General features: G+C 44.8%; 11 protein-coding genes and 1 pseudogene. 8 read left to right on the top strand and 4 right to left on the bottom strand.

All coding sequences use genetic code 11. From position 1 onward, the window contains the following. The first annotated feature begins 52 nt into the window (after window positions 1–52). Entirely contained in the window at window positions 53–1,249 is a 1,197-nt protein-coding gene (minJ, locus tag AU387_RS04600; RefSeq protein WP_059335031.1) for a cell division topological determinant MinJ, read from the top strand. A gap of 46 nt (window positions 1,250–1,295) precedes the next feature. On the opposite strand, the pseudogene AU387_RS04595 reads toward minJ, so the two are convergent. The 3 genes and pseudogenes from AU387_RS04595 to AU387_RS04585 form a co-directional block, all read right to left on the bottom strand. Further along, a pseudogene (locus AU387_RS04595) lies at window positions 1,296–2,631 on the bottom strand (MFS transporter). 29 nt (window positions 2,632–2,660) lie between these two features. Continuing rightward, the gene (locus AU387_RS04590; RefSeq protein WP_059335030.1) at window positions 2,661–3,230 is read right to left on the bottom strand and encodes a TetR/AcrR family transcriptional regulator; all 570 of its coding nucleotides are present in this window, start codon (window positions 3,228–3,230) and stop codon (window positions 2,661–2,663) included. A gap of 76 nt (window positions 3,231–3,306) precedes the next feature. Beyond that, the gene (locus AU387_RS04585; RefSeq protein WP_059335028.1) at window positions 3,307–5,802 is read right to left on the bottom strand and encodes a PEP/pyruvate-binding domain-containing protein; all 2,496 of its coding nucleotides are present in this window, start codon (window positions 5,800–5,802) and stop codon (window positions 3,307–3,309) included. A 629-nt stretch (window positions 5,803–6,431) separates the two neighbouring features. Between AU387_RS04585 and AU387_RS04580 the strand changes: the two genes are divergently transcribed. The 3 genes from AU387_RS04580 to uvrA all read left to right on the top strand — a co-directional run bounded on the left by AU387_RS04580 (window position 6,432) and on the right by uvrA (window position 11,712). Beyond that, window positions 6,432–6,662: a CsbA family protein gene (locus AU387_RS04580; protein ID WP_003228053.1), complete on the top strand. Its 231-nt coding sequence runs from the start codon at window positions 6,432–6,434 to the stop codon at window positions 6,660–6,662. A gap of 183 nt (window positions 6,663–6,845) precedes the next feature. Continuing rightward, the gene (gene uvrB / locus AU387_RS04575; RefSeq protein ID WP_010332039.1) at window positions 6,846–8,831 is read left to right on the top strand and encodes an excinuclease ABC subunit UvrB; all 1,986 of its coding nucleotides are present in this window, start codon (window positions 6,846–6,848) and stop codon (window positions 8,829–8,831) included. 7 nt (window positions 8,832–8,838) lie between these two features. Next, the gene (gene uvrA, locus AU387_RS04570; protein WP_059335026.1) at window positions 8,839–11,712 is read left to right on the top strand and encodes an excinuclease ABC subunit UvrA; all 2,874 of its coding nucleotides are present in this window, start codon (window positions 8,839–8,841) and stop codon (window positions 11,710–11,712) included. A 43-nt stretch (window positions 11,713–11,755) separates the two neighbouring features. Here uvrA and AU387_RS04565 read toward each other — a convergent pair whose 3' ends face one another. Next, window positions 11,756–11,986 (bottom strand): hypothetical protein, encoded by a 231-nt coding sequence (locus AU387_RS04565; RefSeq protein ID WP_024123000.1) that lies wholly within the window; start codon window positions 11,984–11,986, stop codon window positions 11,756–11,758. Window positions 11,987–12,204: 218 nt separating this feature from the next. Between AU387_RS04565 and AU387_RS04560 the strand changes: the two genes are divergently transcribed. The 4 genes from AU387_RS04560 to AU387_RS04545 are packed head-to-tail and all read left to right on the top strand — an operon-like array spanning window position 12,205 to window position 14,215. Next, complete coding sequence (locus AU387_RS04560; protein WP_044159406.1) at window positions 12,205–12,531, top strand: hypothetical protein; 327 nt, start codon at window positions 12,205–12,207, stop codon at window positions 12,529–12,531. A 23-nt stretch (window positions 12,532–12,554) separates the two neighbouring features. Beyond that, the gene (locus AU387_RS04555; RefSeq protein ID WP_059292452.1) at window positions 12,555–13,652 is read left to right on the top strand and encodes a DUF4097 family beta strand repeat-containing protein; all 1,098 of its coding nucleotides are present in this window, start codon (window positions 12,555–12,557) and stop codon (window positions 13,650–13,652) included. Between the two features lie 4 nt (window positions 13,653–13,656). Next, complete coding sequence (locus AU387_RS04550) at window positions 13,657–13,854, top strand: PspC domain-containing protein (RefSeq protein ID WP_024122997.1); 198 nt, start codon at window positions 13,657–13,659, stop codon at window positions 13,852–13,854. A 1-nt stretch (window position 13,855) separates the two neighbouring features. Continuing rightward, the gene (locus AU387_RS04545; protein WP_010332033.1) at window positions 13,856–14,215 is read left to right on the top strand and encodes a phage holin family protein; all 360 of its coding nucleotides are present in this window, start codon (window positions 13,856–13,858) and stop codon (window positions 14,213–14,215) included. The last annotated feature ends 1 nt before the right edge of the window (window position 14,216 follow it).

Raw genomic sequence — 14,216 nt, 5'->3', positions numbered from 1 at the left:
TAATATTTGATAGAATATATGTAACATGTTTGGCTTGAGGCGGTGAAAGATAGTGTCTGTTCAATGGGGATTTGAACTGTTAAAAAGTGCGGGCCTGTTCTTTTTGCACCCGCTATTCTGGTTTTTTGTCATTGTAAGTCTGGCTTTCGGATATGTAAGGATCAAACGTGAGCGAAAAACCTTTCATACAAGAATAGCAGACATTTATGATGAACTGAAATTTACATATACAAAAGGGTTAATTCCCGGTATCCTTTTGTCTATTGTTTTGGGGGTACTCGGAATTTCTATTCCTCTCGGTATGCTTGCGATTATTGCCGTTATGACTGCAGCGGCAGCGTTCACTCTTCGCGCAAACTGGATGTCTGCTGCATATATCGTCAGTGTGAGTATGCTGATAGGTTTTGGACTGCAAGTGAATCAGGCTGAACCTTTTCTGGATCGGTTTCCGCAAGGCTATGCGGTCGTGTGGCCGGCTCTGGCGGTGTTTTTGGGGTTATTGGTTATCGCTGAAGGAGCGGTTGCATATCGTTCTGCCCATGTGAAAACATCACCGGGATTGGTCGTCAGCAGCCGCGGTTTGCCGATCGGTCAGCAGCTTGCAAACCGTATATGGCTTTTGCCGCTGTTTATTCTTGTACCTGGCAATGGATTAGAATCACACCTCAGCTGGTGGCCTGTGTTTTCTGTTCCCGGAGGGTCATTCCATTTTCTGTGGATCCCTTACTTTGTCGGATTCGGCCAAAGGGTGCAGGGTTCCCTTCCTGAAACCAGTATAAGAATCACAGCGAAGCGAGTCTGTATTCTCGGGCTTATTGTCTCCGCTCTCGGTGCAGCGAGTTTGCTGTGGACGCCGCTTGCGGGTGCAGCTGCCTGTGCGGCTGTATTAGGACGTATTTTTCTGTCCGTGAAGCAAAGGGGAAACGACAATGCAGCACCGTTTTATTTCTCCAAGCGTGATCAAGGCTTAATGGTGCTTGGCATTATACCAAATACACCGGCTGAAGACTTGGAATTAAAAATCGGAGAAATTATTACGAAAGTCAACGGCGTGCCCGTTAAGCACGTATCTGATTTTTATGAAGCGCTCCAGCGCAACCGTGCGTATGTGAAGCTTGAAATTATCGGTTTGAACGGGGAGATTCGCTTTGATCAGCGTGCGTCTTATGAGGGAGAACATCATGAATTGGGCATTCTGTTCGTAAAGGATGACCGTGAAGATGAGGCAGCCGCTTTGCCTGGATCATAAAAAACAGCCCGGTACCACATTTTGTGTGGCGCCGGGCTGTTTTGTTTTACGCTGAATTTTGTTCCATGTGTGCCGTTTCGTCAGATTTGATGCCTAACGAAACAAAAACACCAATGATGGATACCGCGAAGAGAATAATAAATAACGTGTGATACCCAGAAATCAGGCCAATTAAGGCTGACGAAATAATGCTTCCGAAATAACGGAAGGTCGAGAAAATGCCGGAAGCCACTCCGGACATCGCGGGCTCTACTGTGGCAAGGGATGACACCTGCATGCTGGTCAGTCCGACTCCGGATGCAAGCCCTCCGAGAATAAGAGAGATCATCAGGAAGAAAACGGAATGGGAGCTGCTCAAGAGCAAAAATAACAAATTGGCTCCGGCCATCATCGCAAATGAGAGAAATATGATTTTTTTCGCACCCCATTTATGATGGAGCTGAGCGCCTGCCCAATTGCTCGCCGACATAAATATCGAAAAGACGGAAAGCGCCATACCGCTGTTAGATGTATTAAGCCCAAACTGGTTTGTCATGAATAACGGCATGATCAATAAGACGGCATACATCATTAGATTGCTTAACAAGACGGATAGATTGGCATTTGTAAAGGTTGAGCTTTTAAATAGCGCAAAATCAATGATTGGATGCTGTGTGCGTTTTTCCCGTCTGAAAAAAAAGCGGGACAAAAAGCAGTATCAATATGCTGTATAATGCATAGCCCCATGAAGACTCATTTTTCGTCAGCAGGATAATCGAAACGATGCTGCCTGCCAGCAAGAGAGAGCCGATGATATCCAGCGGCGCCTCTGATTTGTTTTCTTTATATTGAGGAAACATGGTCAATGCTGTAAATAAAGCAATGGCGAGAAACGGGATGTTGACCCAAAAAATCGAATGCCAGCTGAAGCTGTCAATCAAAAGAGAGCCGATAAACGGCCCGAGAGCGGCGCCCAGACCCGCGCCGAGCCCGAAATAGCCAAATACTTTCGGAAGGCGTTTCTCTGATACAACGTGCCGGATAATGGCAATGCTGTTTGGCGTGAGCAGTGCCCCGCCGACAGCCTGCAAAGCCCGAAATACAATTAACAAAAACAGGCTCGGCGATAGAGCGCAGCCTAATGAAGCAATCAGAAACAGGCCGACGCCCCATAAATACATGGTTTTGTTGCCGTACATGTCACCGAGTTTTCCGGCTATTGGCTGTGTGACGGCCATGACGATTAAATAAACGGTAACTACCCAAGTGATGCTTGCGATGGATTCGTTATACGTATGTGATATAGATGAAAGCGCGACTGCGATCATCGTTGAGTTAATGGGAACCAGGATGGCCCCCAATAAAAGTGAGACGATCAGCGCCCATTCTTTTTTTGAGCTCATTGGGATCCTCCTTTTGTTTTGCCAAGGAGCTAACGGGCAGTAATTCCTTTGACGAATACAGCTGTACTATGCTCCAGCATTTTTTCCTGGGGCATTGAAATCACTCTGTCTCCTAAATGAAGACAGTGTACAAAGTAACCAAAAATCATCGAAATAAATACATCGGCATGTTCCGATTCATCTCCTGTCTGGATAGCCCCTTTCTTACCTATGCTTGTGAGATAATCAACTAAAAGCTGTTTCATAGATTGGGGATATTCAGTCACATGGTCGATGACATCCTGAAACATGGCCGGTTCACGAAAGCTGATTTTAATTATATCTTTTCTTTGTTCAAGCTCTTCCAGCAGACAGGTTCCGATATGCAGCAGGTCTTTATACAAATCTCCCTCTGTTTGCTCAAAGATGCGATTTCGATTTGCGGAATGCTGAGAGAGCAGAGCCTCGACAAGCCCCTGTTTGTTTTTAAAATTCCTGAAAATCGTCGCTTCACTTACATTTGCTTTTTCTGCAATTTCTTTTGTCGTCGTTGCACGATATCCTTTTTTGACGAGCAGCTGCATGGCAGCGTCAAGGATTCTGCGGTTTGTCGGTCTCAATACATTTCACCTCACGAATATACTGGCAGGACAAGTATACACCTGCCCCGCTTGTATAATAAAGAGGGTGGGCGCATCAGGACCGGCTGACAACTGTGATTTTGCCGCTGTTTCCGTCTACAGTGACGATGTCTCCATCTCGAAGCCTTTCTGTCGCTGCACGTGTGCCGAGAACAGCCGGAATGCCGTATTCCCGTGCAATAATCGCTGCGTGAGACAAGATTCCTCCGGTGTCTGTAATAATGGCTTTGGCATCTTGAAACAGGCTGGTCCATAGCGGTGTCGTCATTTTGCAAACCAGGATGTCTCCAGGCGCGAATCGAGAAAACTCACTGGCATCCCGAATCAATTTAACCGGCCCTGTTGCGATACCGCTTGATGCTGCAATTCCGAAAATATCATTCTCCGTGTTTTTTTCATCTTCTATGACAGCACCGACAATTTCTTCAGCCGCTTTCAGCTGCGCTTTTGTCGGTGTACCGAGATAAGCAGGCGCCTGTGCCAGCTCATACTCATGAAAGATTTGTCTCCGTTTTTCAGCCTTCTCTTGAAGGGATACGGGATGAAGGAGCGCGTTTTCCACCTCGTCATCATATAAGAACCAAAGGTCTTCTCGATCTCGGATCACACCGCTTTTGGCCAGCAATTCTCCTACCTTCAGCAAAAAGACCCTCGCCTTGGCATCCAGCATAGCATCAATGTAAAAATGATGATCATCCTTAATATTGGAAGAATTCAGCGTCCATTGATAATAACGTTCAAATTCTTTCTGCAAAACGGGATCTTCAATGCTTTGCAAGAATTCATTGTACAACTTCTCCCGTTTTTCAATGGTCTTCTTAAATTCGTTGTCAAAATGATAGCCATTGCGGACGTAGTTTTGAATATGAGTCAATGCGTAATATGGATTCTCTGCCCAAGTCTGTTCAATCAGATCGTGGCTTTTTACAGATCGCCATCCGTATTCCTGTAAAAATTCATTGACTTTTTGCAGGAAACATCTGCCCTCGTCGATTTGTTCTAATGTCTTCTGCAGCTGTTGCGGCTCGGTATGCTCAAAAATGGCTGTCAGATTCGGATTTTCTCGTGCTTCAACGGAGAATTGCCATAGGCGGCGGTCTGTTTCCAGCGATTTGTTCATGACTCCTGTCAGCATTTCATAAAAATGTGAGTTTTCAGCTTCACCCTGAATGTTTTGATACATTGCTTGCAGTTTGTTCGTCAACAGAATTTGCGGGAAAACGATATTGAAGTGTTCCTCATAGGCCGTGAGATAAAAGGCCTTCAGTTTTTTAAAGGCCTCCAGCGCACTTTCCGGAGTGTGTTCCGTTTGTGCGAGTTGGTCCAATGTCCGGTAAAACGGAAGGTACGTATTATGAATGATATCGTACATGCGCTCGGACAATATCGGAAAAAGCTCTTCGGCACTGTCCTCAGGAGGCAGTTGTTGTTCGCCTTGATTTTTTGAATAAATATGTCCACGATACACTTTTACTTCATCGACGATGACACCGATCGGGAACTGCTGCATACTTTTCCTTAAGCCGTATTCAAGTGCGGGCACAATAAAAGATGAAAATAGCGGACTGACCGGGCCTTCGATGTTGGACTCCATATTGAGCCAAAAATCATCCATATCCTCGTCGGTGATCATGAAGTTCCGTTCTTCCTCAGCCGCTTTTTTATCCTGTTCAATGGTGGTAATTGGCCGTGCCTGCAGAAGGTACAGTTTATGATTGGCGATGCCGAATTCTAAATCAACAGGATATCCGTATAGGGCTTCGGTTTTTTTGGTGATTTCAGCCAGCTCAATTACCTGTTCATCTGTAAGGCAAAAACGGCTGCGCATGTCTTCGCTCGTTTCTTTTTCGGCAATGCCTTCTGCTGCGGACTCCATGTAGATCTCTTTTAAACCCATTTCTTTCTGAATCTGAAATGAAGCTTTATGAACGATATACGTGTCAGGAGTGACGCTTCCTGATACGACCGCTTCTCCCAGGCCGTAGCTGGCGCTGATTAATAACTCTTTATCATCATGGGTAACGGGATTTTGGCTGAAAATCACACCCGATATTTCTGAATTGATCAGACCCTGCACCACAACACCCATTAACGGCTCAGCGATTTGATTGTTCATTTTCTTCTTATAGCGGCTGACCCTGCCTGAGAAAAAGGAGGCCCAGCATTCTTTCACCTTAGCCAGAAATTCTTCTTCTGTTTTTATATTTAAATAGGTTTCATATTGACCGGCGAATGAAGCGCCCTCTAAATCTTCTGAGGCTGATGAAGAGCGGACGGCCACGGAACGATATGATTCTCTCAGCTCGTAAAAGGAGCTCGTTAGCTCGTTCTTTAGCTCATCTGAAAATGTTCCGGCAATAATGGCATTTTCGATATTTTCGCTTGAATCATGAAGCTGATTATCCTCCATAAAACGGGCGAGAGCGTTCGTTTGAATGATAAACCCATCTGGAACAGGAAGTCCGTGTTTGGTCAGTTTAATCAGATTCATGCCTTTTGCTCCAGCCAGCTGACTGGATTCTTCAGCTTGGCGAAATAACACAGAGTACATGTTTAAAACCCCTCTTTCCTTAGTATTTTTCTCTCTATCTTTTATTTTAGGGAGCCAATGTTCAAAAAAATGATAGTGAACACTATCACTCAATTGTAGGTTTAAAGGAAAATGCTGTCAAACGCAAAAAGCCCTAAATAAAATGAATATTTAAGTTAGTTAGATGATCATGAAAAATAAAAATGAAGCGGGTCTGTTTGCTTATTTTTTCGTATTCGCAAATGGTTTCATTGAGCTTTCAGATCGCTGTTGGCCAAGCTTTCTTCGTTAAACGAGACTTAATACCTATCTTCCTGTTAATTTGACAATCAGTACAGTTTCAGCTCTTATTCAGCCGCACTAAAATCAATTTTTCTTTATATTTGATGCCGTCTATTTTGCCTGCCGGTGATCTATTAATTTATGATGAACATTTATTCTGTCCGGGTTGAATAGCTTGATTTGGGTCTTGCAAAAACTCGGACGAGGCATCTGTCTATCTATAAGAAGAGAGTTTTGCGGCAGGGCACGATGATTGAATTGAACTGAAAAAGGGTATGGTGTATAAAGAGGGAACCATTGCACGATTGTCCGATTCTTCATTTTTTACTATAATCAAATCAGATGAAGAATCCCTGAGGAGGGTTTTTGTGATTACAAAAGCCGTTTTTGCATTATTTTTCCCTTTTATGCTTGTTGTCCTATTTACGAGAGTGACCTTTAACCATTACGTGGCGATCGCTCTTACAGCTGCATTGCTGTTTGCTTCTTATTTAAAAGGCTATACAGAAACGTATTTTATTGTGGGATTAGATGTTGTCTCTCTTGTGGCGGGCGGACTTTACATGGCCAAAAAAGCTGCTGAGAAAAAAGAAGAATAAACCGGACATAATGAAATATAAAGATGAATTCCTGCTTTTACGTTTTAAAAGCAGGTTTTTTATACATGAAAATAGCTGGAAATAAAAAACCACCGAACTTTAGTTCGTATTTTTGGTGATTTTGCTTTCCATTGTGTTACTATATCTATAGGAAGATTTCGTTAAAGAAACGGAGGCTTATTTGTGAAAGATCGCTTTGAGTTAGTCTCAAAATACCAGCCCCAGGGAGATCAGCCGAAAGCCATTGAAAAGCTTGTCAAAGGCATTCAGGAGGGCAAGAAGCACCAGACTCTGCTGGGTGCAACAGGAACGGGCAAAACATTTACGGTGTCCAATTTGATTAAAGAAGTCAATAAGCCGACACTCGTCATTGCCCATAACAAAACCCTTGCCGGACAGCTTTACAGCGAGTTTAAGGAATTTTTTCCGAACAACGCTGTCGAGTATTTTGTCAGCTACTATGATTATTATCAGCCGGAGGCGTATGTGCCTCAAACGGATACATTTATAGAGAAAGATGCCAGCATTAATGATGAGATTGATAAACTCAGACACTCCGCTACATCGTCTCTGTTTGAACGGAGAGATGTAATTATCATTGCAAGTGTGTCTTGTATTTACGGTCTCGGTTCGCCTGAAGAATACCGTGAAATGGTTGTTTCATTGCGTCCTGAAATGGAAATTGAGCGCAACGAGCTGCTTAGAAAGCTTGTTGACATTCAATATGCCCGCAACGATATTGATTTTCAGCGCGGTACGTTTCGTGTGCGCGGAGATGTAGTGGAAATTTTCCCGGCATCCCGTGATGAACACTGTGTAAGAGTCGAGTTTTTCGGAGATGAAATCGAACGGATCAGGGAAGTGGATGCCTTGACCGGAGAAATTTTAGGCGACCGTGAACATATTGCGATTTTCCCGGCATCCCACTTCGTTACGCGGGCCGAAAAAATGGAAAAAGCGATTCAAAATATCGAGAAGGAGCTTGAGGAGCAGCTAAAGGTCATGCATGAAAACGGCAAGCTTCTGGAAGCGCAACGCTTAGAGCAGCGGACGAGATATGATCTTGAAATGATGCGGGAAATGGGCTTCTGCTCCGGCATTGAGAACTATTCAAGACATTTGACGCTTCGCCCGCCGGGTTCAACGCCGTATACGCTTCTCGATTATTTTCCTGACGATTTTATGATTGTGGTGGATGAGTCGCACGTGACGATTCCTCAGGTGCGCGGCATGTTTAACGGAGACCAGGCGAGAAAGCAGGTGCTTGTGGATCACGGATTCCGTCTTCCGTCAGCGCTTGATAACCGCCCGCTCCGGTTTGAAGAATTTGAAAAGCATATGCACAATATCGTCTATGTGTCAGCAACACCAGGGCCATATGAGATTGAGCATACAGATGAAATGATAGAGCAGATCATCCGTCCGACAGGGCTTCTTGACCCGCTTATTGACGTGCGGCCGATTGAAGGGCAGATTGATGATTTAATCGGTGAAATTCATGCGAGAGTTGAACGGAATGAACGGGTGCTTGTGACGACTTTGACGAAGAAGATGTCAGAGGACCTGACCGATTATTTAAAAGAAATCGGCATCAAAGTTAATTATCTGCATTCAGAAATTAAGACGCTTGAACGGATCGAAATTATCCGTGATTTGCGTCTCGGCAAACATGATGTGCTCATTGGCATTAACCTCCTGAGAGAGGGGCTTGATATTCCGGAAGTATCCCTGGTTGCGATTTTGGATGCGGATAAGGAAGGCTTCCTGCGTTCGGAGCGTTCGCTTATTCAGACGATCGGACGGGCGGCGAGGAACGCGGAAGGCCGTGTCATCATGTACGCCGATAAAATGACGAAGTCTATGGAAATTGCCATTAATGAAACGAAACGCCGGCGCGAGCAGCAGGAGCGGTTTAACGAAGAACACGGCATTACGCCGCAAACGATTAATAAAGAAATTCGTGACGTGATTCGTGCGACTGTGGCTGCTGAGGACAAAGCGGAGTATAAAACAAAAGCTGCGCCGAAGCTGTCGAAAATGACGAAGAAAGAGCGTCAAAAAGTCGTCGAACAAATGGAGCACGAAATGAAGGAAGCCGCCAAGGCGCTTGATTTTGAAAGAGCCGCGGAGCTTCGCGATTTACTTTTAGAGTTAAAAGCGGAAGGATGATGAAAGAATGGCTATGGATCGGATTGAGGTGAAGGGAGCAAGGGCGCACAACCTGAAAAATATTGATGTGACCATTCCGAGAGATCAGCTTGTCGTTGTCACGGGCCTGTCTGGTTCAGGGAAATCCTCCCTTGCCTTTGATACCATATATGCAGAAGGGCAGAGACGATATGTTGAGTCGTTATCCGCCTATGCCCGCCAGTTTTTAGGGCAAATGGATAAGCCTGATGTGGATGCGATTGAAGGGCTTTCTCCTGCCATCAGCATTGACCAGAAAACAACGAGTCGAAACCCGAGATCTACTGTCGGTACGGTAACGGAAATTTATGATTATCTGCGTCTTTTGTATGCGAGAGTAGGGAAGCCGCATTGCCCGGAGCACGGAATTGAAATCACGTCACAGACCATTGAGCAGATGGTGGACAGGATTTTGGAATATCCGGAGCGGACGAAGCTTCAGGTGCTGGCGCCGATTGTGTCCGGCAGAAAAGGCGCTCATGTAAAGGTGCTTGAGCAGATCAGAAAACAAGGCTATGTCAGAGTCAGAATTGACGGCGAGATGGCCGAGCTTTCTGATGAGATCGAATTAGAAAAGAATAAGAAGCATTCAATCGAGGTTGTCATTGACCGGATTGTGGTAAAAGAAGGCGTAGCAGCCCGTCTGTCGGATTCATTGGAGACAGCGCTTCGATTAGGTGAAGGGCGTGTCATGATTGATGTAATCGGTGAGGAAGAGCTGATGTTCAGTGAGCATCATGCCTGTCCGCATTGCGGATTTTCAATCGGTGAACTTGAGCCGCGGCTTTTTTCATTCAACAGCCCATTCGGAGCGTGTCCAACGTGTGACGGTCTAGGTATGAAGCTCGAAGTTGATGCAGATCTTGTCATTCCCAATCAAGATTTGTCATTGAAAGAGAATGCAATTGCCCCTTGGACGCCGATCAGCTCACAATATTATCCGCAGCTTCTTGAAGCGGTCTGCACCCATTACGGCATTGATATGGATGTGCCGGTAAAGGATCTGCCGAAGCATCAGCTGGATAAAGTCCTTTATGGAAGCGGAGATGACCTGATTTATTTCCGTTACGAAAATGATTTCGGGCAAATACGCGAAGGTGAAATCCAATTTGGAGGCGTATTGCGCAACATTGAAAGGCGCTACAAGGAGACAGGCTCGGATTTCATCCGTGAGCAGATGGAGCAATATATGTCCCAAAAGGCTTGTCCGACTTGTAAAGGTTATCGGTTAAAGAAAGAGGCGCTAGCGGTATTGGTCGACGGACGTCACATCGGAAAAATTACCGAGCTGTCTGTCGGAAATGCCCTTGATTTCTTCAAAGACCTTACGCTTTCTGAAAAGGATATGAAGATTGCCGATCTGATTTTGCGGGAAATTGTGGAGCGTTTAAGCTTTCTGGATAAAGTCGGACTTGATTATCTGACACTGAGCCGGGCAGCGGGAACATTGTCCGGGGGAGAGGCGCAGCGGATCAGGCTGGCCACTCAAATCGGTTCGCGGTTATCCGGTGTGCTTTATATTTTAGATGAGCCATCAATTGGTCTGCACCAGCGTGATAACGACCGTTTAATCAGCGCGCTGAAAAACATGAGAGACCTGGGGAACACACTGATCGTCGTAGAACATGATGAAGATACGATGATGGCAGCCGATTATTTAATTGATATCGGCCCGGGTGCCGGCATCCACGGAGGACAAGTTATTTCTGCGGGGACTCCGGAAGAAGTCATGGCAGATCAAGATTCGTTAACAGGCAGCTACTTATCAGGGAAGAAATTTATCCCACTGCCTCCCGAAAGAAGAAAACCGGACGGCCGCTATATTGAGATTAAAGGTGCTTCAGAAAATAATCTGAAAAAGGCAAATGCCAAGTTTCCGCTAGGGACGTTTACAGCGGTTACGGGCGTTTCAGGATCGGGGAAAAGCACCCTCGTCAATGAAATACTTCACAAGGCATTAGCGCAAAAGCTCCATAAAGCAAAAGCGAAGCCAGGCAGCCACAAAGAAATCAAAGGCCTCGAACATTTAGACAAAGTCATTGATATTGATCAGGCGCCGATCGGAAGAACGCCGCGGTCAAATCCTGCGACATACACCGGTGTTTTTGATGATATTCGCGATGTGTTCGCACAGACAAATGAAGCGAAAGTCCGCGGCTATAAAAAAGGCCGTTTCAGTTTTAACGTGAAGGGCGGCCGATGTGAGGCCTGCCGCGGTGACGGGATTATAAAAATTGAAATGCACTTTCTTCCTGACGTATACGTGCCATGTGAAGTGTGCCACGGCAAACGCTACAATCGGGAAACACTTGAAGTGACATACAAAGGAAAAAGCATTTCTGATGTGCTTGATATGACGGTCGAAGATGCTCTTTCTTTCTTTGAAAATATCCCGAAAATTAAGCGCAAGCTCCAAACCCTGTACGATGTTGGTCTTGGTTATATTACGCTCGGCCAGCCGGCGACTACTTTGTCGGGCGGTGAAGCGCAGCGGGTAAAACTTGCATCTGAACTGCATAAACGCTCAACCGGGCGCACGCTGTACATTTTAGATGAACCGACAACAGGTCTGCACGTCGACGATATCGCCAGACTTCTTGTCGTGCTTCAGCGGTTGGTTGATAATGGGGATACAGTGCTTGTCATTGAGCATAATCTTGATATCATCAAGACGGCTGATTATATTGTTGATCTGGGGCCCGAAGGCGGAGCCGGAGGCGGCACCATTGTCGCGTCGGGAACACCGGAGGAAATCACTGAAGTCGAAGAGTCGTATACAGGGCGTTATTTGAAGCCTGTTATGGAGCGCGACAAAAAACGCATGAAGTCACTCTTGGAAGCGAAAGAAACTGCAACATCTTAAAACCCTCTTTTCAGAGGGTTTTCACTTTTCTTTGCAGTATTTATTAAAACGTCTTCTTATACAGCTGCCGGCTCACATTCATTAAATCTTGAACAATATGAGTGCTGCTGCTGTCCAGAAGAACTTTTATATATTGAATGTCATGAGAGATGGGAAGAGGTCCGTGAATCTGTTCAAGCTCCGCTAACATTTCACGGTTCATTCTTTTTTGTTCATGAATCAGTTTTAAAACGGATTCTTGTGTTACTGTATAGTCACTGGGATCTTTCTCCATTGCTTGTCCAGCCTCCTTGATTGCCGTAAGCTTTTTACATATTGTAATCGGTACGGCTGAAAGATTCTACTTCTAAAACTTTTTAAAATCCAATTTCCGTAAATGGAAGCATGTCTAAAGGATGATTTTGAAACCTCTGGAGGTTTTATACGTATATCTATCTAAGTAAAACGTCCTGACTTATAATCACGGATGATTCACGATGGGAGTTGAATAAATTGAACCGTAATCAAGCCATAATTGCATCACTTTGTTATTTCAGCGTCTTTATCGCGCCGGTCATTGTGCCGATTGTCGCTTATTTTGTTGTTGATGAGAAAGAGACAAAACGTCACGCGATACGTTCTCTGCTTTCTCACATTGTTCCTTTTGCCGGCTGGCTGGTCTTATTTATCGCTTTTCTTGGCGGGGCTATTGCCATAGATGGGGACAGTGTGATGCCTGTATTTGTGATGATTGGCGGCGCAATCGTATATTTCTTAGTTGTGATTGGCATTATTATTTGGAACGTCATTCAGGGCATTAAGGTGCTGCGTGCAGCATAAGTAGATCATAGGGAGGAGATCGAATGAAGCAGGAAAAGGAACGAATCCTCAAGCTTGTGGAGGAAGGAAAGCTGACGGCACAGGAAGCACTGACGCTGATTGAAAAGCTCGACAGCGACTATAAGGAAAAAGAAGAAAAAATCACGGCTCTGTCAGTTAACGTTCATGAAGAGGATGAGCCATTCACAGCGGCCAAAAAAGATGGCAACAAGCCGTCTTTAGGGGCGAAGCTGTTCGACTGGATTGATTCTGCTGTGAAAAAGGTGAAAGAAGTTGATCTTGATTTAAACTTCGGGCACTCGTTTGACGTACAGCATATTTTTCAATTTAAGGATACTGAGTTTTCCAGTGTAGAGCTCCAGATCGCAAACGGCAGCGTAAATATTGTTCCGTGGGAAGACGAGGATATCAGAGCGGAATGCCAGGCGAAGGTATATCGCACTGACAGCCAAGAAGCAGCAAGAGACGCTTTTCTTCAGCATATTGAATGTGAAATCAAAGGAAATAAGTTTTTTATCCGTACAGAAAAGAAAACGATGAAAACCAATGTCACATTGTATATTCCTCAGAAGGAGTATGATAAGATTCGGGTGAAGCTGTTTAACGGACCGATCAGAGGGGAACATTTACATGTAAAAGAGTTCTCGGCGAAAACGACAAATGGCGTGCTGTCGTTCTCGAATTTGACGGCTGAAAAAGCTTCGGCAGAAACGGCGAACGGCCAAATTAAGCTAGCCAATCACAATTGCGGCACAATAGAAGCGGAAACCATTAACGGGCTGATTGATCTGCGCGGAAAAAGCGAATCCATTGATGTTCAAAGCTTTAACGGAAATATCGCGATTACTGTAACAGAATCAGACTGCCGCTCGATTTACACAAAAACGACGACTGGAAATGTGGAGCTGTCGATTCCGGATGATCTTGCGGTGAAGGCTGAGCTGAAAAGCAATCTCGGCTCGCTGTCCCACGAATTAATAGATGTTGATATGCTGAAAGAAAAAAATGATACCATTCAAAAAGAAATGATGTTCACTTCTAATCAAGCACATGATCAAAACATCGCCGTTTTCTCCGAATCATTAACTGGCGCCATCAAATTAAAGTATACACAGAGGTGATCGAATGAATAGATTATATCGTTCAGAAAAAAACAGGAAAATGGCCGGCGTCATCGGCGGCCTGGCGGAGTATTTCAACTGGGATGCGTCACTCCTCAGAGTGATAACCGTCATTTTAGCCGTTATGACAAGCGTTATTCCTGTTCTGCTCATATATATCATTTGGATTTTTATTGTTCCGTCAGAAAGGGATATGAAGTAACATGGTCAAATGGGCAGTCAGCATTTTAGTAAATGCTTTATTATTAATCGTCATTGACGGTTACATTGATTCCATTCATATCAGCAGCATCGGGGCAGCGATTATTGCCAGCCTTATTTTATCAATCTTAAACGTGCTGATTAAACCGCTCTTGATTATCTTTACGCTGCCTGTCACAGTTGTGACGCTGGGTCTCTTTTTGTTTGTGATTAATGCCATCACCTTGATGATGACAGCGTCCATTATGGGTGACAGTTTTCAAATTGACGGCTTCGGATCAGCCATCTTGGCATCTGTTGTCCTGTCGGTGTTCCATTTGCTGATTCAAAAAGGCATTTTAGAACCGCTTCGGAAAAAATAAA

The organism is Bacillus halotolerans, assembly GCF_001517105.1.
GTDB classification, from domain to species: domain Bacteria; phylum Bacillota; class Bacilli; order Bacillales; family Bacillaceae; genus Bacillus; species Bacillus halotolerans.
This window is presented reverse-complemented; position numbering and strand designations above follow the sequence as displayed.

Excerpts from the sequence above, each read along its gene's own strand:
- AU387_RS04585 (WP_059335028.1), bottom strand. The coding sequence starts at position 5,802 with ATGTACTCTGTGTTATTTCGCCAAGCTGAAGAATCCAGTCAGCTGGCT.
- AU387_RS04545 (WP_010332033.1), top strand. The coding sequence starts at position 13,856 with ATGGTCAAATGGGCAGTCAGCATTTTAGTAAATGCTTTATTATTAATC.
- uvrA (WP_059335026.1), top strand. The coding sequence starts at position 8,839 with ATGGCTATGGATCGGATTGAGGTGAAGGGAGCAAGGGCGCACAACCTG.
- AU387_RS04555 (WP_059292452.1), top strand. The coding sequence starts at position 12,555 with ATGAAGCAGGAAAAGGAACGAATCCTCAAGCTTGTGGAGGAAGGAAAG.
- AU387_RS04550 (WP_024122997.1), top strand. The coding sequence starts at position 13,657 with ATGAATAGATTATATCGTTCAGAAAAAAACAGGAAAATGGCCGGCGTC.
- AU387_RS04565 (WP_024123000.1), bottom strand. The coding sequence starts at position 11,986 with ATGGAGAAAGATCCCAGTGACTATACAGTAACACAAGAATCCGTTTTA.